Genomic DNA, 25,902 nt, shown 5'->3' with positions numbered 1-25,902 from the left:
TTTCGTCACCTCCCTGTCACTGACAACGCGCGAGAGCGCCTGTCTATTCTGCGCGGTCCGGGGACGCCGCCATCACGAGAGGCTCTTCTCCCGGAGTTCGATGGCCCGCTTGGTCTCCTTCTGAACCGCCGGCTCGCGCTCGCGGAGAAGGGAGTACAGCGGCGCCGCGACGAAGATCGTCGAGTAGGTGCCGACCAGGATTCCGATGAACAGGGCGAGTGCGATGTCGCGCAGCGTGCCCGCACCGAGCACGAACGCGCCGATGAAGAGGATGCCGGCGACGGGCAGGATGGCCACGACGGAGGTGTTGATCGATCGCACGAGCGTCTGGTTGACCGCGAGGTTCACCGATTCGGCAAAGGTGCGAGCCGAGCTCGCGTCACCGCCCCGGGTGTTCTCGCGGATCTTGTCGAAGACCACGACGGTGTCGTAGAGCGAGTAGCCGAGGATCGTCAGGAATCCGATCACCGCCGCCGGAGTGACCTCGAAGCCGACGATGCCGTACACGCCGGCCGTGATGACGAGGTCGTGGAGCAGCGCGACCATCGCGGCGATCGACATTTTCCAGGTCCGGAAGTAGATCGCCATGAAGACGAAGGCCGCCGCCAGGAAGATGATCAAGCCGCGGATCGCCTGGCCGGTGATGTCCGCACCCCATGACGGGCCGATGAACGACTCGGTCACGTCGGTGACGGGCACGTCGTAGCCGTCGGCGAGGGCCTGGCGGACCGCCGTGCTCTCGTCGTCGCCGAGCTGGTCGGTCTGCACCCGGATGCCGTCGCCGCTCACCGTCGTGACCTTGGGGACGGCCGTCGGGACGACCGAGGTCACCGCGTCGGTCGCGATGCTCTGGTCGGGGTTGTCGAGGTTCGAGATCTGGTACTCGGACCCGCCGGTGAACTCGATGCCGAAGACGAACCCGCCGCGGGCGACGGGGATGAGGATCGAGAGCAGCACGGCCACGGCCGAGATGATGAACCAGGTGCGACGGCGACCGACGATGTTGATCGAGCGCGCACCGGTGTAGAGGGCGTTTCCGAACTCGGAGAAGCTGGCCATCAGCGCTTGCCCTTCTTGCTGTTCGACGGTTTGCGGGCCGAGGTCGATCCCGTGCTGCTCGATGTGCTGTCGCTCGAAGGCGTCGCGGGCGGTTCGAGCGTCGCGGTCGTGGTGGACCCACTGGACTCCGCGGCCTTGCGTTCGGCGATGGTCTGGCGGCGCACCGCCTCCCCACGGCTGGCTGCGGTCTTGCCCGCGACCACGGTGGGCGCCTTGAACACGGCGCGGCCGCGGTAGACCGCGCCGAGAGCCTTGGGGTCGAGTCCCGACGCCCGGTGGCCTTCGGAGAAGAATCTCGTCTTCGCCAGCAGTTGCAGGACGGGGTGGGTGAACAGGGTGACGACGATGATGTCGATGATGGTCGTGATGCCGAGCGTCAGGGCGAAGCCGCGGACGTTGCCGATCGCGACCACGAAGAGCACGATCGCCGCGAGGAAGTTGACCGTGTCGGAGGCGAGGATCGTGCGCAGTGCGCGCTTCCATCCCGACTCGACGGCTCCTTCGAGCCCTCGACCGTCGCGGAGCTCGTCTCGTATTCGTTCGAAGTAGACGATGAACGAGTCGGCGGTGATACCGATAGCCACGATCAGACCGGCGACACCGGCGAGCGACAGACGGTAGCCCTCTCGCCAGGACAGGATCGTGATCACGAGGTAGGTGATCGCGGCCGCGACCACGAGCGATGCGACGGTCACGAGGCCCAGGGTGCGGTACTGGAAGAGCGAGTACACGACGACGAGGAGCAGACCGATCGCTCCTGCGATGAGACCGCTGCGCAGCTGCTCGGAACCCAGCGTCGCGGAGATCGTGTCGGAGCTCTGCACGGTGAAGCTGATCGGCAGCGCGCCGTACTTCAGCTGATCGGCGAGTGACTTCGAGGTCTCCTGGTCGAACGACCCGGTGATCTGCGCGCGGCCGTCGGTGATGACCGCGTTCGATGCCGGCGCGATGATCACCTTGTTGTCGACCACGACGGCGAACTGGTTGCGCGGCGATTCGAGCCCCGTGAGGCGCGTCGTGACGGCGGCGAACTCCTCGGTGCCCTTGCCGTCGAACTGGAGGTTGACCGCCCAGGTGCCGGTGCTCGCTCCGGTGGAAGTGGTGACGACGCCGCTGGTGGCGTCGCTCAGGTTCTCGCCCGTCACCTCCACGGGGCCGAGGAGGTACTTGGCGCTGCTGTCGACCTCGCAGGTGAGGAAGGGCTCGTCGGCGGGCGGTACGACGGTCTCGTCGATGCTCGCGCAATCGAAGTTGTCGTACGCGGTCTGCAGGGCGGGCGTCACCTGGCTGAGGTCGCTGGGGTCCGTCGGCTCGGGGGCCGGAGTCGCGTCCGGGGTGGGGGTCGTGCCCTCGGCGCCCACCTCGCTCGTCGCCGGGGTACCGGCCAGGAGGACCGGGCGGAAGTCGAGCTTCGCGGAGGCCTCGATGCGCTCCAGGGTCTGCTCGTCGGGCTGGCCGGGGATGGAGACGACGATGTTGCTGCCGCCCTCCGTCGTGATCTCGGACTCGGAGACGCCGGCCGCGTCGATGCGCTGACGGATGATCGAGACGGCCTGGCTGAGCTGCTCGCTCGAGACCTCGCCATCGCCTTCGACGACGGGGGCGAGCCGGATCTCGGTGCCGCCTTCGAGGTCGAGGGCGAGTTTCGGTGTCCAGTTCCAACCGGCGAACAGCGCTCCCGCTGTGTTCAGGCCGATGAGGACGACGAAGATGGCGGCGAGCCCGATGAGTGCGCGACGTGCTTTGCGCACCGGGGTGTTCGACTTGGCCAAGGAGTACAGCTTTCTCGAGGAGACGGAAGCCTCGCGGGGACAAAACGATCGCCCGCCGGTCGGGGCGGGCGATCCACGAATCGAAGGTTAGTCGTCGGCCTTCTTCTGGGCGTTCGATTCGGCGGGCGTGCCGTCGACTCGCTCACCGAACTGGGGCTCGCGCGCGGCCAGCTCCTCGGCGCTCTCGATCTCGCCCTCTTCGACGGCCTCGGCCTCATCGTCGCTGACGACCTCGTCGGGCGTGATGATCTTGGCGATGGTCTGACGGTGCACGGTGAGGATGGTTCCCGGGCTGGTCTCGACCTGGACCTGGTTCTCCTCGTCGTCGATGGCGACGATGGTTCCGAACAGGCCGAAGTTGGTCATGATCTCCGCACCGACGCGGGTACGGTCCTGCATCGCCGCCATGTCGCGTGAACGCTTGCGTCCGTTGCGGAATGTGAAGAAGATGAGGACGGCGAGGACCAGGACCATGATGATGGTCAACGGATCGATTGGCACGCTGAAAGCCTTCCGAGTGAAGTTGATCCGGGCCGGCTACGGCTCACGGATGGGGTGTGGGCGCGTCTGCGCCACCCCTGTGACTGTTGGCATCCTAGCCGCTGCCCGCTATGACCGCTCCCGTGGGGGCGCAGGTCTCGCGACGAGCCGATCCGCTGCGGACGAGGACGCCGCGGCGATCGGAACAGTGGTCAGTCGGTCCAGAGCGCGTTCTGGGGCGCACGCGGAGTGACGCCGAAATGCTGCCAGGCCGCGTGAGTCGCGATGCGGCCGCGCGGGGTGCGGCCGAGGAGTCCGATGCGGACCAGGAAGGGTTCGACGACCGACTCGATGGTGTCGGCCTCCTCCCCCACCGAGACGGCGAGAGTGCCGAGGCCGACGGGGCCGCCGTCGAACCGTTCGAGGATCGCGAGCATGACCGCGCGGTCGAGCCGGTCGAGGCCGACCGCGTCGACGTCGTAGAGCTCGAGGGCGGCGTCGACGGCGTCGTGCCCCGCGTTGGTGCCGTGCACGAGCGCATAGTCGCGCACACGACGGAGCAGACGATTCGCGATGCGCGGTGTTCCCCGACTGCGACCGGCGATCTCGCGGAGGGCGACGGGGTCGATGTCGAGTTCGAGCAGATGCGCGGCGCGCTCGAGGACCTGCTGCAGCTCGTCCGTCTCGTAGAACTCGAGGTGGGCGGTGAAGCCGAACCGGTCGCGCAGAGGGTTGGGCAGCATGCCCGATCGCGTCGTCGCGCCGACGAGCGTGAAGGGCGCCAGGTCGAGCGGGATCGACGTGGCGCCGGCTCCCTTGCCGACCATGATGTCGATGCGGAAGTCCTCCATCGCCAGATAGAGCATCTCCTCCGCGGCGCGTGCCATGCGGTGGATCTCGTCGATGAACAGGACCTCACCGGGCACCAGAGACGAGAGGACCGCCGCCAGGTCGCCGGCGTGCTGGATGGCCGGACCGCTGGACATGCGGAGCGGGCGGCCGCTCTCGTGAGCGACGATCATCGCGAGCGTCGTCTTGCCGAGACCGGGAGGGCCCGCGAGGAGGATGTGGTCGGGGGCGCGGTTCTGCATCGCGGCCGCGCGCAGCAGGAGCTGCAGCTGGCCCCGCACCTTGGGCTGGCCGACGAACTCGCCGAGGGACTTGGGCCGCAGCGCGCCCTCGAAGGCGAGCTCCGCCTCGGATTCGGGCGACGGCTGGAGGGCGGGCTCGGTCACGGGCGGCCCGCCGACCCGGCGCCGAGAGGCTGGCGCGGACCGAGGAGCTGAAGGGCGGCCCGGAGCAGCGCCTGCGTGTTGCGCTCCTCGGGCTGCTCCGCGAGAACGTCGTCGACGGTCTGCTGAGCCGTGCGCTCGGGCCACCCGAGTCCGACGAGCGCGATGACGACATCGTTCGCGGCGCTGACGACGGGGACGACGGCCTCGGTGTGGGCGGCGGCCGCGGGAGCGACCAGCTTGCCGGTGAGCTGAAGCACGATGAGCTTCGCGGTCTTGGGGCCGATGCCGGAGACCTTGCGGAAGGCGGCGTCGTCCTCCATGGTCACGGCGATCGCGATCTGAGCGGGAGACATGACGCCCAGCACGCCGAGCGCTGATTTCGGGCCGACGCCGGTGACGCCGCGGAGGAGGTCGAAGACCCGCAGTTCATCGACGTCGTGGAAGCCGAACAGCGACATGTCGTCCTCGCGGACGATGAGCGCCGTGTGGAGGGTGATCTCGGAGCCGGTCCGGACCTCGAGGGCATGCTGCGGGGTGACGGAGACGGAGTAGCCGATGCCGTGCACGTCGACGGCGATATGGTTCCCGCCGATGGCGAGCACGGTTCCTCGAAGCGACGAGATCATGCGGCAACGCTAGATCGGACCCCGGACATCCCCGCCGAGGAGCCACGGCGAGTCGAATACACGTTCGACCCGAGCTGGGCGTTCCGGGCGAGCGCGCACGTTCCGGCCGGCCCCGCACGCTGCAACGTGCGCGCGGCCGGACGGACAAGGTTCACGGAGATTGCGCACGGATCAGGTGATCCAGCCGGAAAGCACCCGAACTCGGCTCGAATGGGCGAGAGCGGATCGAAACCCGCGATCGGCGCCCACGACCTCCGCCCGACCCTCCACCACCTGCACGGATCAGGGGGTGGTGCGCGGTTCCGGACAAATCCCGGATCGGTCCTGATCCGTGCACAAATCGCCCTGATCCGCGCAGAACTCCTGATCCGCGCGACAACACCCACGAACCGCGGCCCCGGGCGGATGGGCGTCAGCGCCGGCTGGCCCGCTCGGCTTCAGCCCAGGCGCGCTGCGCGGGCGTGAGCGCCGCTCCCCCGGCACCCGCGACGGGCGCCACCCGGGCTGGCCCGCGCCAGGCGTGGCAGATCGCGAGAGCCAGAGCATCCGCTGCGTCGGCGGGCGTCGGCGGCGAGTCGAGCCCGAGCACCCGGGCCACCATGTTCGCGACCTGCTTCTTGTCGGCGGAACCGTATCCCGTGACGGCTGCCTTGACCTCGCTCGGCGTGTGGAGGGTGACGGGCAGACCGCGCGCGGCGGACAGGTACATGACGACACCGCTCGCCTGCGCCGTGCCCATCACCGTGCTCAGATTCTGCTGCGCGAAAACGCGCTCGAGGGCGACCACTTCGGGCGTGAACTCATCGAGTACCCGCTCGAGACCGACCGCCACCCCGTGCACGCGCTGCTCGACGGGCAGGTCGAGCTCGGTGCGGACGACGCCCACCGTCACGAGCCGAGCCCTGCGACCCGGTTCGACATCGATCACGCCGTAGCCGCAGCGCGTGAGTCCGGGGTCGATCCCCAGCACACGGAGGGCCACAGCGGGTCAGTCGTTCTCGAGCTCGGCGAGGACCTCGGGCGAGACGTCGATGTTCGCGAAGACGTTCTGCACGTCGTCGCTGTCTTCGAGAGCGTCGATCAGACGGAACACCTTGCGGGCCGTGTCGGCGTCGGCGTCGACCGTGATTCCGGGGACGAACTCGGCGTCGGCAGAGTCGTAGTCGATGCCGGCGTCCTGCAGCGCCGTGCGGGCTGCGACGAGGTCGGCCGGTTCGGTCACGATCTCGAAGCCCTCGCCGCGGTCGTTGACGTCTTCGACTCCGGCGTCGAGGACCGCTGCGAGCACGTCGTCCTCGGTCAGGCCGTCGACCTTGCTGACCGCGATGACGCCCTTGCGGCTGAAGTTGTAGGCGACGCTTCCCGGGTCGGCCATGGTGCCGCCGTTGCGGGTCATAGCCGTGCGCACCTCAGCGGCCGCGCGGTTGCGGTTGTCGGTGAGGCACTCGATCAGCAGCGCGACCCCGCCGGCGGCGTAGCCCTCGTACATGATCGTCTGGTAGTCGATGCTCTCGCCGGACAGACCGGCACCGCGCTTGATCGCCCGGTCGATGTTGTCGTTGGGAACAGAGGTCTTCTTCGCCTTCTGAACCGCGTCGACGAGCGTCGGGTTGCCCGACAGGTCGGCCCCGCCCATCTTGGCGGCGACTTCGATGTTCTTGATCAGCTTGGCGAACGACTTGGCACGTCGGCTGTCGATGACGGCCTTCTTGTGCTTGGTGGTTGCCCACTTGGAATGTCCGGACACGTCTCTCCTCGGTGCGACGATCGTGCCCCGACAGTCTAGATCAGGCTGCCCCGGTCAGGAGGTTCAGGGCGCGGGGATGCGCACTCCGGCGTCGCGGGCGCCGAGCGCCGCCAGCGCTCGGAGGGCGGCGGGATCCGCGGTGCGCCAGGCATCGGCTCCCGCGGGAACGACCTTCAGCACGGCCCGGGAGTCCGCACCCGTCAGGGCGCGGAGCGCGAGCAGGTCGATGCCGCCCGGGGTGCGGGACAGGGCCGCCGCGGTCCCTGCTCGCCGCGACCAGCGCAGTCGCGGCAGCACTCGCGCGACCAGGACCAGCAGGATCGCGAGGACGGCGATGGTCCAGCCGACCGCGGAGGCGATGCCGAGGACCGACTCCTGAGCGTCGCGCCCCACCGACTCGAGCGCACCGCCCGCCTCGCTCGCACCGGTGAACGGTGCGCGGATCGTGCCGCCGATCAACGGGACGTCACCGAGGGTCGCCCCGATGTCGGTCATGCTGCTCGCGAATCCGCTGCCGCTCTCCTGCAACTGGCGGCCGAAGTCGGCCAGGGCGGCGATCGCGGCATGCACCGTCACGGCGACCACGACGGCACCGGCGAGGAAGGCGAGTGCGATCAGATCGCCGACGATCTGAATCGTGCGTGCGCGGGGGAAATCCGAGTAGAGCCTCATCGGTCCAGCGTGCCGGACGAAGACCCCTCAGGCGGAGGCGCCGCGCACGATGTCGAGGAAATGGCGGTGGAAGCGGATCTCGCCCGTGATCTCGGGGTGGAACGAGGTGCCGATCAGGTTGCCCTGGCGCACTGCGACGACTCGTCCGTCGTCGAGCGTGGCCAGAGCTGTCGCCTTCGGGCCGAGCTCTTCCACGATCGGGGCACGGATGAACACGGCGTGCACCGGCGGATCGCCGAACTCGGGAATCTCGAGATCGGTCTCGAACGAGTCGAGCTGATTGCCGAAGGCATTGCGACGCACGGAGACGTCGAGTCCGCCGAGACTCTGCTGGCCTTCGATCGCGTCGAGGACGGTATCGGCCAGCATGATGAGGCCCGCGCAAGTCCCGTACACCGGGAGCCCACCGGCGATCGCCGCCTTCAGCGGGTCGGCGAGCCCGAATGCCCGGGACAGCTTGTCCATGACGCTCGACTCGCCGCCCGGGATGATCAGGCCGTCGACCTCTGCGAGTTCCTCGACGCGGCGCACCGGTCGCGCCTCCGCACCCAGGCCGCGGATGACCGCGATGTGCTCGCGGAAGTCGCCCTGGAGGGCGAGGACTCCGACCGTGGGAGCCGCCGATGCGTCGGCCGTGCTACCAGCCACGGGTGGCGAGGCGGTGCGGAGCGGGGACGTCGGCGACGTTGATGCCGACCATCGCCTCCCCCAGGCCACGCGATGCCTCGGCGATGACCTTGGGGTCGTCGTAGAACGTGGTGGCCTTGACGATCGCCGCAGCGCGCTTGGCGGGGTCGCCCGACTTGAAGATGCCGGATCCGACGAAGACGCCGTCGGCGCCGAGCTGCATCATCAGCGCGGCATCGGCCGGGGTCGCGACGCCGCCGGCGGTGAACAGGACGACGGGGAGCTTGCCGCTGCGCGCCACCTCGACGACGAGGTCGTAGGGAGCCTGGAGCTCCTTCGCTGCAACGAAGAGCTCGTCGTCGGTCTTCGCAGCGAGCGTGCGGATCTCGCCGAGGATGGTGCGGATGTGCTTGGTCGCCTCGGAGACGTCCCCGGTGCCGGCCTCGCCCTTCGACCGGATCATCGCGGCACCCTCGGTGATGCGGCGAAGCGCCTCGCCGAGGTTGGTCGCACCGCACACGAACGGCACGGTGAAGGGCCACTTGTCGATGTGGTTCACGTAGTCGGCGGGCGACAGGACCTCGGACTCGTCGATGTAGTCGACGCCCAGCTCCTGGAGCACCTGCGCCTCGACGAAGTGACCGATGCGGGCCTTCGCCATGACAGGGATCGACACGGAAGCGACGATGTCATCGATGAGGCTGGGGTCGCTCATGCGCGCGACGCCGCCCTGGGCGCGGATGTCGGCGGGGACGCGCTCGAGCGCCATGACTGCGACGGCGCCGGCCTCCTCGGCGATCTTGGCCTGATCGGCGGTGACGACGTCCATGATCACGCCGCCCTTGAGCATCTCCGCCAGGCCGCGCTTGACCCTGCTGGTGCCGATCGAACCCTCGGTGCTGTCCGTCACTGTTCTTCGCCTGTCCTTGAAATGAGGTGTCATCCGCGAGGCGATGGGCCACACGGAGAATCGTCCCGCGAGCGGGACGTCTCGCCGGCCCCGTCACGCTCGGAGAGGACCGGCTCGCGCGGTGTTCCCACGCGGCTTGCTATTCTACGCCGGGTCGCCGACCGGCCATGCGTCGGCGACCGCGCGACGGACGTCGCCGAGCAGCTGAGGCAGTGCCTTCGTCTCGGCGATGATCGGGAAGAAGTTGGCATCGGTCGCCCACCGGGGCACGACGTGCTGGTGCAGGTGGTCCGCAATCCCCGCGCCCGCCACGCGTCCCTGGTTCATCCCGATGTTGAACCCGTCGGTCTTCGCGGTCTCCCGCACGACCCGCATCGCGGTCTGGGTGAGCCGCGCGATCTCGTCGATCTCGGCCTCGGTGGCGTCGTCATACAACGCAACATGCCGGTACGGGCACACGAGCAAGTGCCCGGAGTTGTAGGGGAACAGGTTGAGCAGAACGAACGCGTGGGTACCGCGATGGACGATGAGGGCGTCCTCATCGGACAGGGTGGGAGCTATGCAGAAGGGGCACTCGTCGCTCGGCGGCTGGCCGCCGGCGGCGATGTAGGCCATACGGTGCGGCGTCCAGAGCCGCTGGAACGCGTCGGGCGCTGCCGCATAGCTCGACGTCGGGCGCGCATCGACTCCCGCGAACTCGTCGGGCAGCTCGTCGCTCATGACAGGTCGTCAACCCCGTTCACGAGAACGTGTGAATCGATCGACGAGCGGATCAGGGCGATGGCCTCGTCGACGGGAACGCCGTTGCGCTGGGTGCCGTCGCGGAAGCGGAAGCTGACGGCGCCGGCTGCTCGGTCGTCCTCGCCCGCGATGAGCTGGAACGGGACCTTGGCCTTGGTGTGCGTGCGGATCTTCTTCTGCATGCGGTCGTCGCTCGCGTCGAGTTCGGCGCGCACTCCGGACTTCTTCAAGGCGCGGATGACGTCGTTCAGGTAGTCGGCGTACTCCTCGGCGACGGGGATGCCGACGACCTGCACCGGGGACAACCAAACCGGGAACGCCCCCGCGTAGTGCTCGAGCAGAACCCCGAAGAAGCGTTCGATGGAGCCGAACAGCGCACGATGGATCATGACGGGGCGCTGGCGCGTGCCGTCCGCCGCTGCGTACTCGAGCCCGAAGCGCTCCGGCAGGTTGAAGTCGAGCTGCACGGTCGACATCTGCCAGGTGCGTCCGATCGCGTCGCGGGCCTGCACCGAGATCTTCGGACCGTAGAAGGCGGCTCCACCGGGATCGGGGACCAGCTCGAGACCCGATTCGGCCGCGACCTGCGCGAGCGTCTCGGTGGCCTGCTCCCAGACCTCGTCGGATCCGACGTACTTGTCCGGGTCCTTGGTGGACAGCTCGAGGTAGAAGTCGGTGAGGCCGTAGTCGCGCAGGAGCGACAGCACGAAGTTCAGCGTGCGGGTCAGCTCCGTCTTCATGTCCTCCTGAGAGGTGAAGATGTGAGCGTCGTCCTGGGTCATGCCGCGGACACGGGTCAGCCCGTGGATCACGCCCGACTTCTCGTACCGGTAGACGGAGCCGAACTCGAATGCCCGCATCGGGAGCTCGCGGTAGCTGCGCGACCGCGACCGGTAGATGAGGATGTGCATCGGGCAGTTCATGGGCTTGAGGTAGTAGTCGGCGCCCTGCCGGGTGACCTGACCGTCGGGGTGGACGACCTCGTCGAGGTGCATCGGGGGGAACATGCCGTCGGCGTACCAGTCGAGGTGGCCCGAGATCTCGTACAGGGTCGACTTCGTGATGTGGGGGGTCCAGACGAAGTCGTACCCCTCCTCCTCGTGCCGTCGGCGCGAGTGGTCCTCCATCTCCTTGCGGATGATGCCGCCGTTGGGGTGGAAGACCGCCAGGCCCGAACCGATCTCGTCGGGGAACGAGAAGAGGTCGAGCTCTGCTCCCAGCTTGCGATGGTCGCGCTTCAGCGCCTCTTCGATGCGCGCCTGATAGGCCCGCAGGTCGTCCTTGGTCGCCCAGGCGGTGCCGTAGATGCGCTGGAGCTGCTTGTTCTTCTCGGATCCGCGCCAGTATGCGGCGGCCACACGGTTGAGAGCCCAGCCGTTCTGGATGAGGCGGGTGCTCGGCAGGTGGGGACCACGGCAGAGGTCCCGCCAGATCACGTCGCCCGTCTTGGGGTCGACGTTCTCGTAGACGGTGAGCTCTCCCCCGCCGACCTCGACGGATTCGCCGTTGTCGCCGTCGTCGGCCGAGCCCTTGAGACCGATCAGTTCGAGCTTGTACGGCTCGGCAGCGAAGAGGTCGCGCGCCTCGGTCTCGGAGACGACCCGACGTTCGAACCGCTGCCCGGCGCGCTGGATGCGCTCCATCTCCTTCGCGAAGGCCTTGAGGTCTTCGGGCGTGAAGGGCTCTTCCACGTCGAAGTCGAAGTAGAAGCCGTCGGTGATCGGCGGCCCGATGCCGAGCTTGGCTTCGGGGTTGATCGACTGCACGGCCTGCGCGAGGACGTGGGCGGTGGAGTGCCGCAGGATGTAGAGGCCGTCGGGCGACTCGATGGTGACAGGGGTCACCACCGCTCCGGCTCGGATTTCACGGCTCAGATCGAGGAGCGCGCCGTCGACGCGCATCGCCACGATGGAGCGCTGCCCTTCGAAGAGCTGGGCGCCGGTCGTCGCCTCGCTCGCGGTCACCGGTGCGGGCGAGGGACTGACGATTTCGGACACGGGTCGGCTGCTCCTTGAGGCTCGCGGTGGGACTCCCCCACTTTAGCCGCGCGGAGTCGGGACGCCCGTCGGGGTCAGGCCCGTGAAACGAGCCGGGAAGGTCTCAGCGGACGCCGATGGCGTGACGCATGTTGATGTCGCGCACCTGCCAGTACATGGTGATGAGGTCGACGATGGTGCCGATTCCGAAGACGCCCAAGGTCAACAGGTAGACGATGCCGCGAACAGGACGGCCGAGGTAGAAGTGCTGGATGCCGAAGAGGCCGACGAGGCCGAACAGCATGAGTGCGTACGAGACACCCAGCGACTTGGCCGGGAGCCACGAGTCGAACGGGTGGGTGGTCTGGTGGGGATAGAAGCGCTCGAGCGCTGGTGCGAATTCTTCGACCGTCTGGGTCACGGATGCCTCCTCGGATGAGCCAGAGCCGAAGGACACAGAGTTGTAACCGGGTGTTTGCGCACTTCGGGTGGCAGTCCCCCATTATGAGGACCGATTGCGCAGAACACCTAATGAGAGGCACTTTCCTGAATAGGCGCCGAATGCTCATTTCGCGGTAATGTCCGGCATACTCCCTGGTCAGGGCGGGCTTTCGCATTCAACACGCCGGAGCCGGTAGCGGTCGTTCTCATATTTCTCTCACTTCTCGCCCACGGAGCGCTCAGGGCCGGAGAGCACGATCGACCCGTTGCATGACGGACCGAGACAGAGGAGGCGCCATGGGCATCGGAGACAAGATCGAGAACGCCGCGCAGGACATCGCGGGCAAGGCCAAGGAAGCGGTCGGAGAACACCGCGGCGACGAGAACCTCGCTGCCGAAGGACGCAACGACCAGACCAAGGCGGACCTCAAGCAGGCCGGCGAGAAGGTCAAGGACGCCTTCAAATAGAACCGGCCGAAGTACGCGAAAGGCGGGCAACCCGAAAGGGTCGCCCGCCTTTTTCGCGTCCGCTCAGGCGCGGACTGTCCTGACCCGGATGACGCCGGCCCTGACCAGCAGGATGTAGAGCTGGCAGCCGAGGCAGTACCCGAACACCGAGTTGAGGAAAGCGGCGACGAACGCCGCGGCTGCACCGACGACGAGTGCATACGGCACTCCGATGAGCGCGAGCACAAGACCGACACCTGTCACCAGGAGTCCGACGCCCTGGGCGAAGGTCGGCAGGGCCGGGTCCTCCAGTTCGGCCGGAGCGGCCAGACGAGGTCGGACGAGTGATTTGAAGAGCACTCCGTAGGGGTGCCGCCGAACGCCGGCGAAGGCACCCCAGGCGAAGAGGGCGACGATCGCGGCGAGGAGGAGTGTCGCCGCCGTGTCGGCGCCGACCAGGCCCAGGAATACGTCGGCCAGCAGAAGCAACGCGGTGATGCCGGCACCGAATCGCGGACTTCTCGGGTCGATGCCCTCGCCCGTCGTCGGCCTCGTGGTCGAATCCGTCTGCTGCGACATATCGGGACTCCTCGTGATCGGTAACGGGTGGGGGTCAGCTGACGAGCTCGTCGAGCTTCGCGGCGACATCGCTGCGCCGGGGCGCGCCTCCGAAGCGCGAGCGCACGACCCCGTCGGCGTCGAGAACGAACGTGGTCGGCGTCTGCAGGATGTTGAAGCGTGCGGCGAGGTCCGGACGGGCCGTCACATCGACATCGACGTGAACCACCCCGTCGATGCCCTCGGCGAGCTCACGGAGCACACGACGGGTCGGGCCGCAGGTCGAGCAGAACTCTCCCGAGAACTGAAGCAGGGTGCCCCGTGCCCCGAATCCGCCGTCGACGCCGAGCTCCGCCGCGACGACGAGATCGGCTCGGGCGGCCCGTGCGCGCCCCGTCCGCGCCTGCCAGAGCACACCGGCGGCGGTCGTGGCGACGACCAGGCCGACGATCACGAGGATCGCGCTGACGGGTTCCATCGCAGCAATCTAGGGCGAACCCACCGAACCGAGGCATCCATGACCGACTGTTACGACGCGGAACGCCTGATGGCATCCGGCACGCCGCAGCCGGTTCCGCGGGTGCGCGCGGCGGGGCAGACTGGGCGGATGACGTCGTTCGCGATCGACAGCAGCAGTTCCATCCCGCCGTCGGAGCAGGTGCGCGCCTGGTTCGCCCAGCGCATAGCCGGTGGGGAGCTGTCGGGCGGGTCGAAGCTTCCGACGGTGAGGGGTCTCGCCGAGCAGCTGGGGCTCGCGACGAACACCGTCGCCAAGGCCTATCGGGAGCTCGAGACGGACGGATTCATCGACACGCGCGGTCGGAACGGCTCCTTCGTGATCGCTCGCGGTGATGCGGCCGAGCGTGAGGCCCAGGCGGCGGCGCTCGCCTATGCGCAGCGGATGCATCGACTCGGGATCACGGCAGAGGATGCGGAGAGATTCGTCTCAGCCGCTCTTCGCGCGGCCCCCTGAGATCTAGCTGCTCCCCCGATCCATGGCGACGACCTCCTTCTCCAGGTCGACGGCGAGGGAGCGGATCTCGTCGACCGCGGCAGCGGGAACGACGACGAGCGCATGGGCGTCTTCGTCGTCGTCTTCGAGCTCGATGAGCCTGAGTTCCGACTCGGCGAGGATTGCGTCGGCCGCGGACATCGCGTCGGCGAGGTCGTCGGTGTCGTTGACCGCACCGAACTCGGGTTGGATCGCGAAGACGCGCGGAAGGCCGGCGAGTGCGTCGACGAGTTCCATTCCGGTGTCGGAGACGTCGAGGTAGGCGAGGGCCCCGGCCTCGTCGAGGCCTCCGATGAGCGCCTCCCACGCATCGTCGCCCTCAGTCAGAGCGTCTTCGACCGACGGCCAGAGCGCGGGATCGTCGTCGATCAGGGAACACAGCCGCTTCCAGGCCGCGGCGTCGTGCGGGTTGTTGTCGCTCATACCTCGATCTTGGTGGATGCGAACCGACCGATGTCTGCGTGGCGCCGGGTTCGTCGCCGATGTCACCGGTCAGGGTCACCGGTCAGTGTCATCGATCAGGGTCTGTTCGTCGCGCCGGTCAGTCGGTGTCCTCGGGGTCGGGAGGTGACGCCCCGTCGCGCTCCGCCCACTCGAGCAGCGGTGCGATGTCGAAGACGGCATCGTCGATCCCGGCATGCAGGTCGCCGAATCGCGCGTAGCGGGCGGGCACGGTCGCGATGGTGAAGTCATCGGGTTCGATGTCGTCGACCTCGTCCCAGCCGACGGGCGTCGACACCGTGGCGCGCGGTGTCCCCCGCACCGAGTACGCGGCGGCGATGGTGTGATCGCGTGCGTTCTGGTTGTAGTCCACGAAGACGGCGGAGGGGTCACGGTCCCGGCGCCACCAGGCTGTGGTCGCGTCACGGGGAGCTCGGCGCTCGACCTCGCGGGCGAAGGCGTAGGCGGCCCGGCGGACGTCATCGAAACCATGATCGGGTCGGATGCGCACATAGATGTGCATGCCGCTCCCTCCCGATGTCTTGGGCCAGCCGGTCGCTCCGAGCTCGTCGAGCACCTCCTGGGCGACATGAGCGACTCGGCGGACACCGTCGAAGGTCGCGAGCGGACCGGGGTCGAGGTCGATGCGCCACTCATCCGGAGCCTCGGTGTCGGCCCTCCTGCTGTTCCAGGGATGGAACTCGACGGTAGACATCTGGACGGCCCACGCGACCTGCGCCAGCTCGGTCACGCACAGCTCGTCTGCGCTGCGATTGTGACGCGGGAAGAAGACCCGTACCGTTTCCATCCACTCGGGCGCGCCCGCGGGCAGCCGTTTCTGATGGACCTTCTCGCCGCCGATCCCCGTCGGATACCGATGCAGCATGCAGGGCCGGTCGCGCAGGGCCCGGACGATGCCGTCACCGACCGACAGGTAGTAGTCGAGGAGATCGCGCTTGGTCGCGCCGATCTCGGGGAAGTAGACGCGGTCCGGATTGCTCAACCGGACCATCCGCCCGCCCACCGGAATTTCGATCGCGCCCGATTCCCGCTTCGCCATGGCGGCGAGTATCGCATTCGAGCCCGAGCGTGCGATGCTCGTCGCGCCCGGCCGTATCGGACGGATCCGAAGACGGTGCTGCCTGCTTCAGAGCTGGCGGGAAGCTGCTGCGCGCCGAGGATGAGAACCGAGCGTCATTCGTCGCGGGAATTCCGCCATAGTGGGCTCGGCGTCGTTCGCGCTGTATCGGCAGCGGAGTGCGTCGTTGCACGATGACTTCCATGAAAAACGCTCCCGAACTGGAACGGGTATCGCTCGCCTTCTCCGAGGCGGCCGCACGAACCGATCCCACAGCCCGGATCGCCTCTCGGATCTGGCCGACAGCTGGCGAGATGGTCGACCATCTCGGCACAATCCAACGCTGGGCCGCCGAGGTTCTCCGAACGGGACGGACCGTCGACGAGGCTCGGCACGAGCGCCCCACGGGCCGCGACCGCGTCGAATGGTTCGTCGAGGGTGCCGAGGCGCTCGTCCGTGAGATCGACTCGGCGGATCCGACCTCGAGGTGCTGGACATTCGTCGGGCCGGGGACGAATGCGTTCTGGGGTCGGCGGATGGTGCACGAGGCGACGAAGCATCTGTGGGACATCAGGACGGCCGTGGTCCCCGACCCGCCGATGCCGGCCGAGATCGAACCGACCACCGCCGCGGCGATCATCGACGAGTTCGACGAGGTCTTCATCGCCCGCGCCCGCCGGAACGGGATCGCTCCTCTGCAGGGAAGCGTGCTGCTGCAGGCGACGGATTCCGACCGATCATGGCTCGTCGAACCGGACTGGACCGTACGGCGCGATGCAGCGGGTGAGGACTCCTCGGCCGCACTGCGAGCCTCGACCGCAGATCTGGCGCTGATGCTGTGGGAGCGTGCCGACCCGTGGCTCCTCGGCCACCGCTTCGATCGTTCCGGCGACGAGCACGTGCTGCACATGCTGTGCGAGACGCCCGTCCACCTGTAGCCCGCACGCCCTTCATTCCGGTGGGAAGTAGGCGCCCGGCTGGGCAGCCGGCCGCACGAAGACGACGAGAGCCGGTGCACCAGCGGCCGCGGCCGAGCGGATCGCTCATCCGGGAACAGCCGTGCAGCGCCGCCCTCCCGTCGCGACTCGGGGGTTATCCGTATGGGATGGTCAGACGCTTCGGCTCAGACTGGACTCATGAGCACACTTGTGAGACCGGTCCACGGCAAGATGATCGCCGGCGTCTGCGCGGCGCTCGCGAACCGGTTCGGCTGGTCCGTTGGCGTGATCCGCATACTCGCGGTCCTGTCGTGCCTGCTGCCCGGCCCGCAGGTCATCGTCTACATCGCGATGTGGATCCTGATTCCACGCGAGGGCCGGATCGCTCGAACCCGGATGGTTCGATAGGTCCCGGAAGCTCGCGCCGCTGACGTGGCCGGGCGCCGTTCACTGGTAGAAACGTCGCCATGCCGGGAGCAGCTGAGACCAGACGGCCCCGTGTCGCGGCCGCGCTCGCGCCGCTCGTCGTGTCCACGGTTGCGGCGCTGGTCGTCGGAGCGATCGTCTGGCCGCAGAGCGTCGGCCTGGAGAGATTTCCGCTCCCCGTGTATCTCGTCTCCTCCCGGGGGCTTCTACTCCTCGCCTTGGTTCTCGCCGCCATCACCACGAGCGTGCTCGCGAGCCGCAGCCGCGCACGGCGGTCGATCCTCGTTCCGATCGCTGTCGTGCTCGTGCTCGGCGCGGTGTTCAACGGCATCGTGATCGCCGCCCGCGGCATGGGCGAGCCGCTCGCAGCGGTGCCGGCGGACGGCGGCGTGAGGGTCCTGTCCTGGAACACCGAACATGCGGCGCCCGGCGCGGAAGCGATCGCGTCCCTGATCCGCGAGGTTGAAGCGGACGTCGTCATGCTGCCGGAGACTGACGCCGAAGCGGCCGAAGCCATCGCCGCAGAGCTCACGGCCTCGGGACTGTCCGCGCAGCACGAGACCGTGGACCACGAGGGTTTCCCCGGTTCGGTTCCGACGTCCGTCGTCTTCGTCGGTGAGCTCTCGTCCGCGGGCTACCAGCGCGCGGGTGCGGCGGGGTCGACGCCGGGGCAGCCCAGCGCGGTATGGGAACCGACGAACAGGGACGCCCCTCGTGTCGGCGCCGTGCATACCGTCCCGCCGATGCCCTGGGCTTTTCCGCTCTGGTCGGCGGGACTGGATTGGGTGGTCGCGCAGTGCGCGGATCCGCGCGCCGTCATCGCGGGCGACCTGAATGCGACGCTCGACCACATGGCGGGTCTCGGTGTGGATGGCGGGACGGTCGGCCGCTGCCGCGACGCTGCCGCGGAGTCGTCATCGGCTGCTCGAGGCACGTGGCCGACCAATGTCCCCGAATTGCTGGCTTCGCCGATCGACCACATCCTGGTCGGTTCGGATTGGGAGGTCGTGTCCTTCGACGTCCTGACGGGTGCGTCCACGTCGGGCAGCGATCACCGACCGATCCTGGCCGTGCTGAGTCCCTCAGGCGACTTCTTGGAATGACGAGAGCCCGGTGCCGACAGGCATCCGGGCTCTCGAAGTGATCCGAGTCAGACCTTCTTGCTCTCCTCGAGCTTCAGCGCGATGCCGAGGGCGAAGAACGTGGGCGCCCAGTGGCCGATGAAGATCCCCCACCGGTCGGACTGCGCCTTGTCGTCCTTCTTGCCGCGCGAGGCGAGCCAGGTGACGAGCGAGGCGATGATCGAGACGAAGCCGCCGACGAAGGCGACGTTGCTCGTGAAGCCGATATCGCTGAGCGCGCCGATCGGGTTGAACTCGACTGCGGTCTCCGCCGCCTTCTTCGCAGTGGACTTGGCCATGGGAACTCCTTCGCTTGTGGCGTGACGACGCCACGCGCCGCACAGAAGCCGATCGTCGCACCCGTCAGCCACGATCTGGTCGGCATCCGGAGTACTCTCAACGCCTGCTCAGTGACCACGCAGTGACGGCGGTCGATCCACCGCGCTGCCGGATCGATGACGCCTCGCGGCGCCTGTCGAGGTCAGAACGTGATGACCGTCGCGCCCTCGACGGTGAACCTCACGAATTCGTCGCGCGCCACGCTGAGCACCAGACCCCGCGCCCGTAACGCATCCTCCGTCCCGTCGGCGCGCGCCGCATTCACACATGCCCCGACGCGGACGCCGGCTTCGATGAGCTCATCGATCTGCGTGTTGAAGATCCGCGAGGTCTCGTCCTCGGCGCGGATCAGTCGACGCTGCGCGGGTCCGAAGCAGAACACTTCGATATCGACCCCGTTCTCGCCTGATACCTCGTGCACGCGCTGCGCGACCCGGGTCCCCGTGCGGAGCGAGTCCGCGTCGTCGTGGAAGACGTGCACAACAGTCTTGGGCTTGCTCATCCACCGTTCCTACCATCACTGCGGCACGGACGCCCAACGCGACGACTGGCAGCCTGCGAAAGGCCGGAGGTGAGCAGCGGCGGGCATCCAGCGACCCCGGGAGGTCGATTTGTTAACGTTTGGGCATGCCGACCTCCGAGTCTCCGGACGCACGCCGGCGAGGCATCCGTGTGATGTCGTTCAACCTGCGCCGGCAGCACGTGCCGACCCTCCGACCCCGCCTCGAGAGCTGGAGCCGGAGGGCGCCTCTCGTGCAGCAGCTGGTTGCAGAGGCAGCACCCAGTGTCCTGGGCGTGCAGGAGGCTCTTCCCGACCAGGACGACGCCGTGCTCGAAGGCCTCGGAAGCACCTACCGACGAATCGGAAACGGACGCAACGCCGACGGGTCGGATGAGCGGTGCACCATCTACTTCGACTCGTCCCGCCTCGAGCTCCTGCACTGGCATCAGACGGCTCTGTCCGACCACCCCAATGTTCCCGGTTCTCGGAGCTGGGGCAATGTGTTCCCGCGCATCGCCACCGTGGCGACATTCGCGGACCAGACCAACGGCGGTCAGCTCTCCGTCGTCAACACGCATCTCGACCCGTTCTCTCCCAGGTCGCGTCTCGCATCCGCCCACCGGCTGCGGGAGGTGGCACTCTCGCTCGGGCCATCGGTGGTCGTGATGGGCGACCTGAACGCGCGCGGAGGATCCGCTGCTGTTCGCGCGCTGCTCGATGGTGGGGCGCTGCGCGACTCGTGGTCGGCTGCCGACCGGCGAACCTCGCCGGCCTACCGCACGCTATCGAACTATGGTCGCCCGCGCCTCGGGGCGCGGATCGATTGGATATTCGTCGGCTCCGCGCTTCGAGTCCGGGAGGCGGCCGTGCTCGGCCGCCGGTTCGAGGGCAAGGCCGCCTCGGACCATGAACCCGTCATCGCCGTGCTCGAACCGACGACCGGGAGCGCCGACATTCCATGAATGCACCCCAGACGTCCGAGTCGGAGACGGATCGCTCTCTCCGACCCGGCCACACCTCCCTCGTGTCGACTTTTCTGGTGCCGCCGGGGACTCCTCTCGAGTGGGCGGCGGATGCGATCAGAGCCCTCGGAGTGGTGCTGTTCGTCGTCGGCCTCATCGGCTGGGGACCCCTCGCCGGGGCCGTGCTCGCTCTGACGTTGCTGGGTCTGGTGGCGCCGCGTTTCCTCGGCGTCCGTGCATCACTCGATCTCTCGTCGCAGGTGGTGCTTCTCCTAGCGGCGTGGTGCAGTGTGCTCGACCTGTACCGCTCGCTGCCCTGGATCGATATCCCGGTCCATTTCGCCCTCAACGGACTTCTCGCGTTGCTCGCGGTCGTCGCGGCCGACCGTGCGGGCCTGCATCTGCCCCCGCGGCGAGTCGTGCTGGTCGTCGCGACGCTGACGGTCGGTCTCGCTCTTGCGGCCGTGTGGGAGATCGGAGAGTGGGCCGGGAACAGGCTCGACGACTCGGTGCTGGTCGGTTACGACGATTCGATCCTCGACATGGCTGTCGGCGGCCTCGGCGCGGCGGCCGCGGGCTTGGTGGTTCCGGCAGCGCTGCGCGCCGACCGGTGGCGCGCTTAGCTGCACGAAAAAAGCCCCGCATGGCGGGGCTTTTCGAGTGGGCGATACTGGGATCGAACCAGCGCGACGGCGGCGCATGCCGTCGCGAGGTCACTGCTCCATCCCGGTAGCGGACACGAAAAAAGCCCCGCACGGCGGGGCTTTTCGAGTGGGCGATACTGGGATCGAACCAGCGCGACGGCGGCGCATGCCGTCGCGAGGTCACTGCTCGATCCCCCGTAGCGGACACAAAAAAGCCCCGCATGGCGGGGCTTTTCGAGTGGGCGATACTGGGATCGAACCAGTGACCTCTTCCGTGTCAGGGAAGCGCGCTACCGCTGCGCCAATCGCCCGTTTGAGACTGCGCTTCTCAGCACTGCCTGTCTCGGTGAGTGAGGTGGCGACGGGATTCGAACCCGTGTGGACGGCTTTGCAGGCCGCTGCCTAGCCTCTCGGCCACGCCACCATGTGTGGTTCCCCACGTGTCCCGTGAGACTTCACTCGAGCGGATGACGAGATTCGAACTCGCGACCCTCACCTTGGCAAGGTGATGCGCTACCACTGCGCCACATCCGCATTTCATCGGCCATCTCTGACCGCCCACCGACTCTAACGGATGCTTCGCGCCATCACCAACTTGAGGCGCGACGGAGTGTCGTCTGCGTGGACGAGGTGCGCCGGTGTGGCAGGATTGTGTCCGCGCGGGCGATTGGCGCAGTTGGTAGCGCGCTTCCTTCACACGGAAGAGGTCATCGGTTCGAGTCCGGTATCGCCCACTCGTTTGGTTGTGCAGTTGTTCCGCCTTCGTTGATTCCGGGGTTTCGGAGGCTGAGTCCGCTGAGGCTTGCGCCGCGGAGTCTGGTGGGTGGGGTTTCCATGGTTCGCTCGTCTGCTCGGCCGTTGAGCGGATCGGCCGCCTTCTGGGTGTCCGCCTCGGTCGTCGCCATCTGCCTGTGGGGCAGCGCCTCTCCGTCGATGGTGTTCCCGCTGTACCTCGAGCAGTGGCATCTCGACCCTGAGGAGATCGAGACGGTCTTCGCCGCGTACCCGTTCACGGTCGCGTTCCTCATGCTGATCCTGGGCGGCCTGTCGGACCGGCTCGGCCGGCGGCGCACCATGCTCATCGGTCTGAGCTCGTTGGCCGTCGGGTCCCTCGTGTTCGCTCTCGCCCCCGCGCTCCCGTTCCTCTACGTGGGTCGCCTGTTCCAGGCGATCGGCACCGCGACGGCACTGAGCGCGGCGACGGCCGCCCTGGTCGAGTTCGAGCCGCAGCGTCGTGCGGCGCGGGTGTCCCGGGTGACGATCCTGGCGACGGCGACGGGACTCGTGATCGCCTCCCTCATCGCGGGCGCCCTCATCGAGTACGCGCCGCTCCCCCTGCACCTGACGTTCTGGCTCGGCTTCGCGCTCGCGATCGGGATCGCCTTCCTGGTGCTGCGCCTGCCCGATCACCCCGAGGCTCGCGTGCGCAAGGCGGACAGTGCCTCGTCACGGCCGCGGCTGCCCCGCAAGGCCATCGCCACCGGTGCTTCCGCTCTGATCGCCGCTTACGCAATGGGCGCCCTCGTGCTGTCGCTCGGGGCCGATATCGCGCGCGACCTGCTCGGCACCGACGACGCGTTCCTCGCAGGAGCCGTCATCGCGCTCTTCTCGCTCGCGATCGGCGCGGGCGGGTTGACTCTCGGCCACTTCCCCGTCCACCGCCTCGCGGTGCTCGGCACCGTCGCCGCGGTCGTCTCACTGGGCGTCCTGCTGATCGCGTCCACCCAACGGGACCTGCTGCTCTTCTCCGTCAGTTCACTGCTCGCGGGGGCCGCGTTCGCCGCGTTCCTGTCGACCGCGCTGGGCGTGGTCGTTGCCGAGACTCCTCCCGAAGCCAAAGCGGTGACGATGTCGCGCCTCTACGCCACCGGATACGCGGTGCAGGGCGTGCTCGCCCTGGCGCTCGGGGCGATCGCCGACATCTCGCTGCCCGCGGCGATCACCAGCTGGATCGTCCTGCTCGCGGTGATCGGGTCCGTCGCCAGCTTCCTCGTCTGGCGCCGTACGCGACCGGCGCGCCCCGCACGCGAGTCGATCTCAGCCGGCTGACGGCACGAATCGAGGAGATCGGGTGTCAGATCAGCCGGATTGGACCGAGAAGCAGCAGAAAGACCGCCGGTCTCTTTGATCCGTGTCGGGAGACCCGATCAGACCTCGTCGGCCGCGTCGCCCGCACCGGGGCGCACGGCCGCGGTGTCGGCGACATCGATGCGCTTCGCCCCCGACTCGGTCTCCGTGACCTCGATGCGCGGGGCGATCGACTCCGCCGCCGCTTCGTCGTCCCATTTGTCGCCGGGCGCCGACGTCAGCTGATCGCGGCGGTTCTTCTCGAATTCCACGTCGTCCATGCGGTGAGGCTACCCACGATGCGCCTAAGCGAGCCGTGAACCGCCTGGACGGCGGCCTTCGATGGTCAGCGCCGACTCGCCGTGCTGGACGGCGTCGAGCCCGGCGACGTCATCCGACTCGCGAACTCGGAAGCCCATCGTCCGTTCGATCACGAAGCCGATCGCATAGGTGACGAGGAACGAGTAGATCATCACCGCGAATGCGGCGATCGACTGGGCGGCGAGCTGGTTCGCCCGCCCCGAGTAGAGCAATCCGTCCCCGAGCGCGAAGACGCCGAGGTAGAGGGTGCCGATGAGTCCGCCGACCAGGTGCACCCCCACGACGTCGAGCGAATCGTCGAACCCGAGCACGAATTTCAGGTCGACCGCGAGGGCGCAGACAACCCCGGACAGAAGACCCAGGACGACGGCCCAGACGGGAGTCAGGTAGGCGCAGCCGGGGGTGATCGCCACCAGTCCCGACACCGCGCCGAGCGCGGCCCCGACCGCCGTCGCCTTCCCGCCCCGGATGGTCTCGACGATCAGCCAGGTCAGAAGCGAGGCCGCCGGCGCGACGATCGTGTTCATGACGGCCAGCGCCGCGAAGCCGTCGGCGGCTCCTTCGGAGCCCGCGTTGAAACCGAACCAGCCGAACCAGAGAAGCGAGGCGCCGAGCAGGACGAACGGGATGCTGTGGGGCTTCTGGATTCCCTTCGCGAACCCGATCCGCTTTCCGAGCACGAGCGCCAGCGCGAGGGCCGCCGCGCCGGCGTTGATGTGGACGGCGGTTCCGCCCGCGAAGTCGAGCACACCGGCGCCGACGACGGATTGGAGACCGTAGACGATCCAGCCGCCGTCGACGATCCCCTCCGCACCCCACGTCATGTTGAAGATCCAGGACGCGACCGGGAAGTACACGAGCGTCGACCAGACGCCGGCGAAGACCATCCACGCGCCGAACCTGGCACGGTCGGCGATCGCGCCCGACACGAGGGCGACCGTGATGATCGCGAACATGCCCTGGAACGCCGCCTCGGCGAGCTTCAGCGCATCGGCGGGGTCATCTCCGAAGAGTCCCGCGAATCCGAGGTGGGCGAACTCGATTCCAAAGACCCCGTCGATGCCGAAGTAGGTGGGCGACCCCGCCCCCGAGTAGACGACCGCGTACCCGTAGAGGATCCAGAGGACCCCGACGAGCCCCATCGCGCCGAAGCTGAGCATCATCATGCTGATGGCGCTCTGCGCGCGGACGACTCCGCCGTACAGGAACGCCAGGCCCGGCGTCATGATGAGCGCCAGCGCGGCGCAGATCAAGACGAAGGCGATGTTGCCCTGGTCCAACTCTCCCCCAACTCGAACACGGCACAACGTAACGGGAGCTCTCAGCCTATGGCGGAGCAGCCGTCACAGCGGGTTGAAACAGGCCCGGGTTTCACACCCGGGCGGACGGCGACAGGGCGCCGCCTCGTGAGAGGCGACGCCCTGTCGGCGCTGGCGATGAGCCGAGGGTCAGGCGCGAGCCTTGTCCTCGAAGAGGTACGCCTCTTCGCCGTGAACAACCGTGTCGATGCCGGCGATCTCGTCCTCGTTCTTCACGCGGAAGCCCATCGTCTTCTCGATCGCGAAGCCGATGACGTACGCCAGCACGAACGAGTAGATGAGGACGGCGAACGCGGCGATCGCCTGGACACCGAGCTGCGCGGGGTCGAAGCCCGACATGAAGAGGCCGGTGTTGTTCGCGAAGAAGCCCAGGTACAGGGTGCCGATGAGACCACCCACGAGGTGGATGCCCACCACGTCGAGCGAGTCGTCGAAGCCGAGTGCGAACTTCAGGTCGATCGCCACGGCGCAGACGGCACCGGCGATGAGGCCCAGGAGGATGGCGAACATCGGGGTCAGGGCGCCACAGGCCGGGGTGATCGCGACGAGACCGGCGACGGCACCCGACGCGGCACCGACCGAGGTGGCCTTGCCGTTGCGGAGCTTCTCGACGACCAGCCAGGCGAGCAGTGCTGCGGCGGGAGCGGCGATCGTGTTGATGAACACGAGCGAGGCCGTGCCGTCAGCAGCGAGCTCGGAACCGGCGTTGAAGCCGAACCAGCCGAACCACAGGAGACCTGCGCCGAGCAGGACGAACGGCGGGTTGTGAGGCGTGTAGGCGCCCTTCTGGAAGCCGACGCGCTTGCCGAGCACCAGGGCGAGGGCGAGAGCCGCAGCACCGGCGTTGATGTGGACCGCGGTACCACCGGCGAAGTCGATGACGCCGACGCCGAACGCGTCCTGCAGACCGTGCGTGATCCAACCGCCGTAGGCGAACGATCCGTCATCGGCGAGGCCGAAGTTGAAGACCCAGCTGGCGACGGGGAAGTAGACGACCGTGGCCCAGATTCCGGCGAACACCATCCACGCGCCGAACTTGGCACGGTCGGCGATGGCGCCCGAGATGAGAGCGACGGTGATGATCGCGAACGTCGCCTGGAAGGCGGCGAAGGCGAGGACCGGGTAGTCGCCGGCAGGGTCGGCGGCATCGAGCACGAGGCTCTCGAGCCCGACGGCGGACCAGTCGATCATCCAGGGGAAGAGGGTGCCCTCCGCGCCGGGGAACGCGATCGCGTAGCCGTAGATGACCCACAGGACACCGATCAGACCGAGAGCGCCGAAGCTCATCATCATCATGCTGACGACGCTCTTGGCCTTGACGAGGCCACCGTAGAAGAATGCGAGACCGGGAGTCATCAGCAGCACGAGTGCGGCTGAGATCAACAAGAAGGCCGTATTGCCCTGATCCATTGATTACCTCTCTAGAAATTGCAAGGGGGGA

30 protein-coding genes and 4 tRNA genes are annotated in these 25,902 nt (G+C 68.0%); 9 read left to right on the top strand and 25 right to left on the bottom strand.

Annotated elements, in window-relative coordinates:
* Positions 1-72: 72 nt before the first annotated feature.
* The 13 genes from secF to DDQ50_RS17410 form a co-directional block, all read right to left on the bottom strand.
* Positions 73-1,059, bottom strand: a complete 987-nt coding sequence (secF, locus tag DDQ50_RS11470) for a protein translocase subunit SecF (RefSeq protein ID WP_116756854.1) — start codon at positions 1,057-1,059, stop codon at positions 73-75.
* Complete coding sequence (secD, locus tag DDQ50_RS11465; RefSeq protein WP_116756853.1) at positions 1,059-2,831, bottom strand: protein translocase subunit SecD; 1,773 nt, start codon at positions 2,829-2,831, stop codon at positions 1,059-1,061. The genes secF and secD overlap by 1 nt, the downstream gene beginning before the upstream one ends.
* Positions 2,832-2,918: 87 nt before the next feature.
* On the bottom strand, positions 2,919-3,332 hold the full coding sequence (yajC, locus tag DDQ50_RS11460) for a preprotein translocase subunit YajC (RefSeq protein WP_133245961.1): 414 nt from the start codon (positions 3,330-3,332) through the stop codon (positions 2,919-2,921).
* A 191-nt stretch (positions 3,333-3,523) separates the two neighbouring features.
* On the bottom strand, positions 3,524-4,546 hold the full coding sequence (gene ruvB, locus DDQ50_RS11455) for a Holliday junction branch migration DNA helicase RuvB (RefSeq protein WP_116756851.1): 1,023 nt from the start codon (positions 4,544-4,546) through the stop codon (positions 3,524-3,526).
* Positions 4,543-5,172 (bottom strand): Holliday junction branch migration protein RuvA, encoded by a 630-nt coding sequence (gene ruvA / locus DDQ50_RS11450; RefSeq protein WP_116756850.1) that lies wholly within the window; start codon positions 5,170-5,172, stop codon positions 4,543-4,545. The genes ruvB and ruvA overlap by 4 nt, the downstream gene beginning before the upstream one ends.
* A gap of 412 nt (positions 5,173-5,584) precedes the next feature.
* Positions 5,585-6,154: a crossover junction endodeoxyribonuclease RuvC gene (ruvC, locus tag DDQ50_RS11445; RefSeq protein ID WP_116756849.1), complete on the bottom strand. Its 570-nt coding sequence runs from the start codon at positions 6,152-6,154 to the stop codon at positions 5,585-5,587.
* A gap of 6 nt (positions 6,155-6,160) precedes the next feature.
* A complete protein-coding gene (locus tag DDQ50_RS11440; protein WP_116756848.1) occupies positions 6,161-6,919 on the bottom strand; it encodes a YebC/PmpR family DNA-binding transcriptional regulator in 759 nt (252 codons plus the stop codon).
* Positions 6,920-6,982: 63 nt separating this feature from the next.
* Positions 6,983-7,591: a hypothetical protein gene (locus DDQ50_RS11435; RefSeq protein WP_116756847.1), complete on the bottom strand. Its 609-nt coding sequence runs from the start codon at positions 7,589-7,591 to the stop codon at positions 6,983-6,985.
* Positions 7,592-7,618: 27 nt separating this feature from the next.
* Positions 7,619-8,239 (bottom strand): pyridoxal 5'-phosphate synthase glutaminase subunit PdxT, encoded by a 621-nt coding sequence (gene pdxT, locus DDQ50_RS11430; RefSeq protein ID WP_116756846.1) that lies wholly within the window; start codon positions 8,237-8,239, stop codon positions 7,619-7,621.
* On the bottom strand, positions 8,229-9,128 hold the full coding sequence (gene pdxS / locus DDQ50_RS11425; RefSeq protein WP_377940126.1) for a pyridoxal 5'-phosphate synthase lyase subunit PdxS: 900 nt from the start codon (positions 9,126-9,128) through the stop codon (positions 8,229-8,231). The genes pdxT and pdxS overlap by 11 nt, the downstream gene beginning before the upstream one ends.
* Before the next feature lie 144 nt (positions 9,129-9,272).
* Entirely contained in the window at positions 9,273-9,848 is a 576-nt protein-coding gene (locus DDQ50_RS11420; protein ID WP_116756844.1) for an HIT family protein, read from the bottom strand.
* Entirely contained in the window at positions 9,845-11,770 is a 1,926-nt protein-coding gene (thrS, locus tag DDQ50_RS11415) for a threonine--tRNA ligase (RefSeq protein WP_240614417.1), read from the bottom strand. The genes DDQ50_RS11420 and thrS overlap by 4 nt, the downstream gene beginning before the upstream one ends.
* A gap of 199 nt (positions 11,771-11,969) precedes the next feature.
* Positions 11,970-12,266 carry a TM2 domain-containing protein gene (locus DDQ50_RS17410; protein ID WP_205663624.1) on the bottom strand — a complete coding sequence of 99 codons (297 nt, stop codon included), beginning with the start codon at positions 12,264-12,266 and terminating at the stop codon, positions 11,970-11,972.
* A gap of 317 nt (positions 12,267-12,583) precedes the next feature.
* On the opposite strand from DDQ50_RS17410, the gene DDQ50_RS11405 reads away from it, so the two are divergent.
* Entirely contained in the window at positions 12,584-12,754 is a 171-nt protein-coding gene (locus tag DDQ50_RS11405) for a CsbD family protein (RefSeq protein WP_116756842.1), read from the top strand.
* Between the two features lie 63 nt (positions 12,755-12,817).
* Here the strand turns inward: DDQ50_RS11405 and DDQ50_RS11400 are convergent, their stop codons facing one another.
* The gene (locus tag DDQ50_RS11400; RefSeq protein WP_116756841.1) at positions 12,818-13,312 is read right to left on the bottom strand and encodes a DUF4395 domain-containing protein; all 495 of its coding nucleotides are present in this window, start codon (positions 13,310-13,312) and stop codon (positions 12,818-12,820) included.
* A 34-nt stretch (positions 13,313-13,346) separates the two neighbouring features.
* On the bottom strand, positions 13,347-13,769 hold the full coding sequence (locus DDQ50_RS11395) for a TlpA family protein disulfide reductase (RefSeq protein ID WP_116756840.1): 423 nt from the start codon (positions 13,767-13,769) through the stop codon (positions 13,347-13,349).
* A 39-nt stretch (positions 13,770-13,808) separates the two neighbouring features.
* Here DDQ50_RS11395 and DDQ50_RS11390 point away from each other — a divergent pair, with 39 nt between their 5' ends.
* Positions 13,809-14,264 (top strand): GntR family transcriptional regulator, encoded by a 456-nt coding sequence (locus DDQ50_RS11390; RefSeq protein WP_338065156.1) that lies wholly within the window; start codon positions 13,809-13,811, stop codon positions 14,262-14,264.
* Between the two features lie 3 nt (positions 14,265-14,267).
* Here the strand turns inward: DDQ50_RS11390 and DDQ50_RS11385 are convergent, their stop codons facing one another.
* Entirely contained in the window at positions 14,268-14,726 is a 459-nt protein-coding gene (locus DDQ50_RS11385; RefSeq protein WP_116756839.1) for a DUF6630 family protein, read from the bottom strand.
* Between the two features lie 118 nt (positions 14,727-14,844).
* A complete protein-coding gene (ligD, locus tag DDQ50_RS11380; protein WP_116756838.1) occupies positions 14,845-15,804 on the bottom strand; it encodes a non-homologous end-joining DNA ligase in 960 nt (319 codons plus the stop codon).
* A gap of 221 nt (positions 15,805-16,025) precedes the next feature.
* On the opposite strand from ligD, the gene DDQ50_RS11375 reads away from it, so the two are divergent.
* The 3 genes from DDQ50_RS11375 to DDQ50_RS11365 all read left to right on the top strand — a co-directional run bounded on the left by DDQ50_RS11375 (position 16,026) and on the right by DDQ50_RS11365 (position 18,289).
* Positions 16,026-16,760, top strand: a complete 735-nt coding sequence (locus tag DDQ50_RS11375) for a maleylpyruvate isomerase N-terminal domain-containing protein (protein WP_165829792.1) — start codon at positions 16,026-16,028, stop codon at positions 16,758-16,760.
* Positions 16,761-16,958: 198 nt separating this feature from the next.
* On the top strand, positions 16,959-17,168 hold the full coding sequence (locus DDQ50_RS11370; RefSeq protein WP_116756836.1) for a PspC domain-containing protein: 210 nt from the start codon (positions 16,959-16,961) through the stop codon (positions 17,166-17,168).
* A 59-nt stretch (positions 17,169-17,227) separates the two neighbouring features.
* A complete protein-coding gene (locus DDQ50_RS11365) occupies positions 17,228-18,289 on the top strand; it encodes an endonuclease/exonuclease/phosphatase family protein (RefSeq protein ID WP_116756835.1) in 1,062 nt (353 codons plus the stop codon).
* Positions 18,290-18,336: 47 nt separating this feature from the next.
* Here DDQ50_RS11365 and DDQ50_RS11360 read toward each other — a convergent pair whose 3' ends face one another.
* Positions 18,337-18,606, bottom strand: coding sequence for a hypothetical protein (locus DDQ50_RS11360; RefSeq protein ID WP_240614349.1), 270 nt, complete (start codon positions 18,604-18,606; stop codon positions 18,337-18,339).
* A 182-nt stretch (positions 18,607-18,788) separates the two neighbouring features.
* On the bottom strand, positions 18,789-19,148 hold the full coding sequence (locus DDQ50_RS11355; RefSeq protein ID WP_116756834.1) for a DsrE family protein: 360 nt from the start codon (positions 19,146-19,148) through the stop codon (positions 18,789-18,791).
* A 125-nt stretch (positions 19,149-19,273) separates the two neighbouring features.
* Here DDQ50_RS11355 and DDQ50_RS11350 point away from each other — a divergent pair, with 125 nt between their 5' ends.
* Both DDQ50_RS11350 and DDQ50_RS11345 read left to right on the top strand, forming a co-directional pair.
* The gene (locus DDQ50_RS11350; RefSeq protein ID WP_116756833.1) at positions 19,274-20,110 is read left to right on the top strand and encodes an endonuclease/exonuclease/phosphatase family protein; all 837 of its coding nucleotides are present in this window, start codon (positions 19,274-19,276) and stop codon (positions 20,108-20,110) included.
* 77 nt (positions 20,111-20,187) lie between these two features.
* On the top strand, positions 20,188-20,733 hold the full coding sequence (locus tag DDQ50_RS11345) for a DUF2238 domain-containing protein (RefSeq protein ID WP_165829791.1): 546 nt from the start codon (positions 20,188-20,190) through the stop codon (positions 20,731-20,733).
* A 260-nt stretch (positions 20,734-20,993) separates the two neighbouring features.
* On the opposite strand, the gene DDQ50_RS11340 is transcribed toward DDQ50_RS11345, so the two are convergent.
* The 3 genes from DDQ50_RS11340 to DDQ50_RS11330 form a co-directional block, all read right to left on the bottom strand.
* Positions 20,994-21,065: transfer RNA gene (locus DDQ50_RS11340), tRNA-Val, on the bottom strand.
* 42 nt (positions 21,066-21,107) lie between these two features.
* Positions 21,108-21,178 (bottom strand) — tRNA-Cys (locus tag DDQ50_RS11335).
* Between the two features lie 38 nt (positions 21,179-21,216).
* Positions 21,217-21,288, bottom strand: a tRNA-Gly gene (locus tag DDQ50_RS11330).
* A 127-nt stretch (positions 21,289-21,415) separates the two neighbouring features.
* Between DDQ50_RS11330 and DDQ50_RS11325 the strand changes: the two genes are divergently transcribed.
* A tRNA-Val gene (locus DDQ50_RS11325) sits at positions 21,416-21,488 on the top strand.
* 124 nt (positions 21,489-21,612) lie between these two features.
* Positions 21,613-22,803, top strand: a complete 1,191-nt coding sequence (locus DDQ50_RS11320; protein WP_165829790.1) for an MFS transporter — start codon at positions 21,613-21,615, stop codon at positions 22,801-22,803.
* A 98-nt stretch (positions 22,804-22,901) separates the two neighbouring features.
* Here the strand turns inward: DDQ50_RS11320 and DDQ50_RS11315 are convergent, their stop codons facing one another.
* From DDQ50_RS11315 to DDQ50_RS11305, 3 genes are all read right to left on the bottom strand, one after another.
* Positions 22,902-23,102, bottom strand: a complete 201-nt coding sequence (locus DDQ50_RS11315) for a multidrug transporter (protein WP_116756830.1) — start codon at positions 23,100-23,102, stop codon at positions 22,902-22,904.
* 24 nt (positions 23,103-23,126) lie between these two features.
* Complete coding sequence (locus tag DDQ50_RS11310; protein ID WP_116756829.1) at positions 23,127-24,422, bottom strand: ammonium transporter; 1,296 nt, start codon at positions 24,420-24,422, stop codon at positions 23,127-23,129.
* A 168-nt stretch (positions 24,423-24,590) separates the two neighbouring features.
* Positions 24,591-25,871, bottom strand: coding sequence for an ammonium transporter (locus DDQ50_RS11305; RefSeq protein WP_116756828.1), 1,281 nt, complete (start codon positions 25,869-25,871; stop codon positions 24,591-24,593).
* Positions 25,872-25,902 lie beyond the last annotated feature (31 nt).

The organism is Amnibacterium flavum, assembly GCF_003097495.1.
Taxonomy (GTDB): domain Bacteria; phylum Actinomycetota; class Actinomycetes; order Actinomycetales; family Microbacteriaceae; genus Naasia; species Naasia flava.
This window is presented reverse-complemented; position numbering and strand designations above follow the sequence as displayed.

Coding starts and splice junctions, on each gene's coding strand:
- DDQ50_RS11370 (WP_116756836.1), top strand. CDS start 16,959: ATGAGCACACTTGTGAGACCGGTCCACGGCAAGATGATCGCCGGCGTC.
- DDQ50_RS11375 (WP_165829792.1), top strand. CDS start 16,026: ATGAAAAACGCTCCCGAACTGGAACGGGTATCGCTCGCCTTCTCCGAG.
- DDQ50_RS11315 (WP_116756830.1), bottom strand. CDS start 23,102: ATGGACGACGTGGAATTCGAGAAGAACCGCCGCGATCAGCTGACGTCG.
- DDQ50_RS11305 (WP_116756828.1), bottom strand. CDS start 25,871: ATGGATCAGGGCAATACGGCCTTCTTGTTGATCTCAGCCGCACTCGTG.
- DDQ50_RS11400 (WP_116756841.1), bottom strand. CDS start 13,312: ATGTCGCAGCAGACGGATTCGACCACGAGGCCGACGACGGGCGAGGGC.
- DDQ50_RS11365 (WP_116756835.1), top strand. CDS start 17,228: ATGCCGGGAGCAGCTGAGACCAGACGGCCCCGTGTCGCGGCCGCGCTC.
- DDQ50_RS11360 (WP_240614349.1), bottom strand. CDS start 18,606: ATGGCCAAGTCCACTGCGAAGAAGGCGGCGGAGACCGCAGTCGAGTTC.
- DDQ50_RS11385 (WP_116756839.1), bottom strand. CDS start 14,726: ATGAGCGACAACAACCCGCACGACGCCGCGGCCTGGAAGCGGCTGTGT.
- ligD (WP_116756838.1), bottom strand. CDS start 15,804: ATGGCGAAGCGGGAATCGGGCGCGATCGAAATTCCGGTGGGCGGGCGG.
- DDQ50_RS11355 (WP_116756834.1), bottom strand. CDS start 19,148: ATGAGCAAGCCCAAGACTGTTGTGCACGTCTTCCACGACGACGCGGAC.
- DDQ50_RS11405 (WP_116756842.1), top strand. CDS start 12,584: ATGGGCATCGGAGACAAGATCGAGAACGCCGCGCAGGACATCGCGGGC.
- DDQ50_RS11395 (WP_116756840.1), bottom strand. CDS start 13,769: ATGGAACCCGTCAGCGCGATCCTCGTGATCGTCGGCCTGGTCGTCGCC.
- secF (WP_116756854.1), bottom strand. CDS start 1,059: ATGGCCAGCTTCTCCGAGTTCGGAAACGCCCTCTACACCGGTGCGCGC.
- ruvA (WP_116756850.1), bottom strand. CDS start 5,172: ATGATCTCGTCGCTTCGAGGAACCGTGCTCGCCATCGGCGGGAACCAT.
- DDQ50_RS11420 (WP_116756844.1), bottom strand. CDS start 9,848: ATGAGCGACGAGCTGCCCGACGAGTTCGCGGGAGTCGATGCGCGCCCG.
- DDQ50_RS11435 (WP_116756847.1), bottom strand. CDS start 7,591: ATGAGGCTCTACTCGGATTTCCCCCGCGCACGCACGATTCAGATCGTC.
- DDQ50_RS11350 (WP_116756833.1), top strand. CDS start 19,274: ATGCCGACCTCCGAGTCTCCGGACGCACGCCGGCGAGGCATCCGTGTG.
- DDQ50_RS11390 (WP_338065156.1), top strand. CDS start 13,809: ATGACCGACTGTTACGACGCGGAACGCCTGATGGCATCCGGCACGCCG.
- thrS (WP_240614417.1), bottom strand. CDS start 11,770: ATGCGCGTCGACGGCGCGCTCCTCGATCTGAGCCGTGAAATCCGAGCC.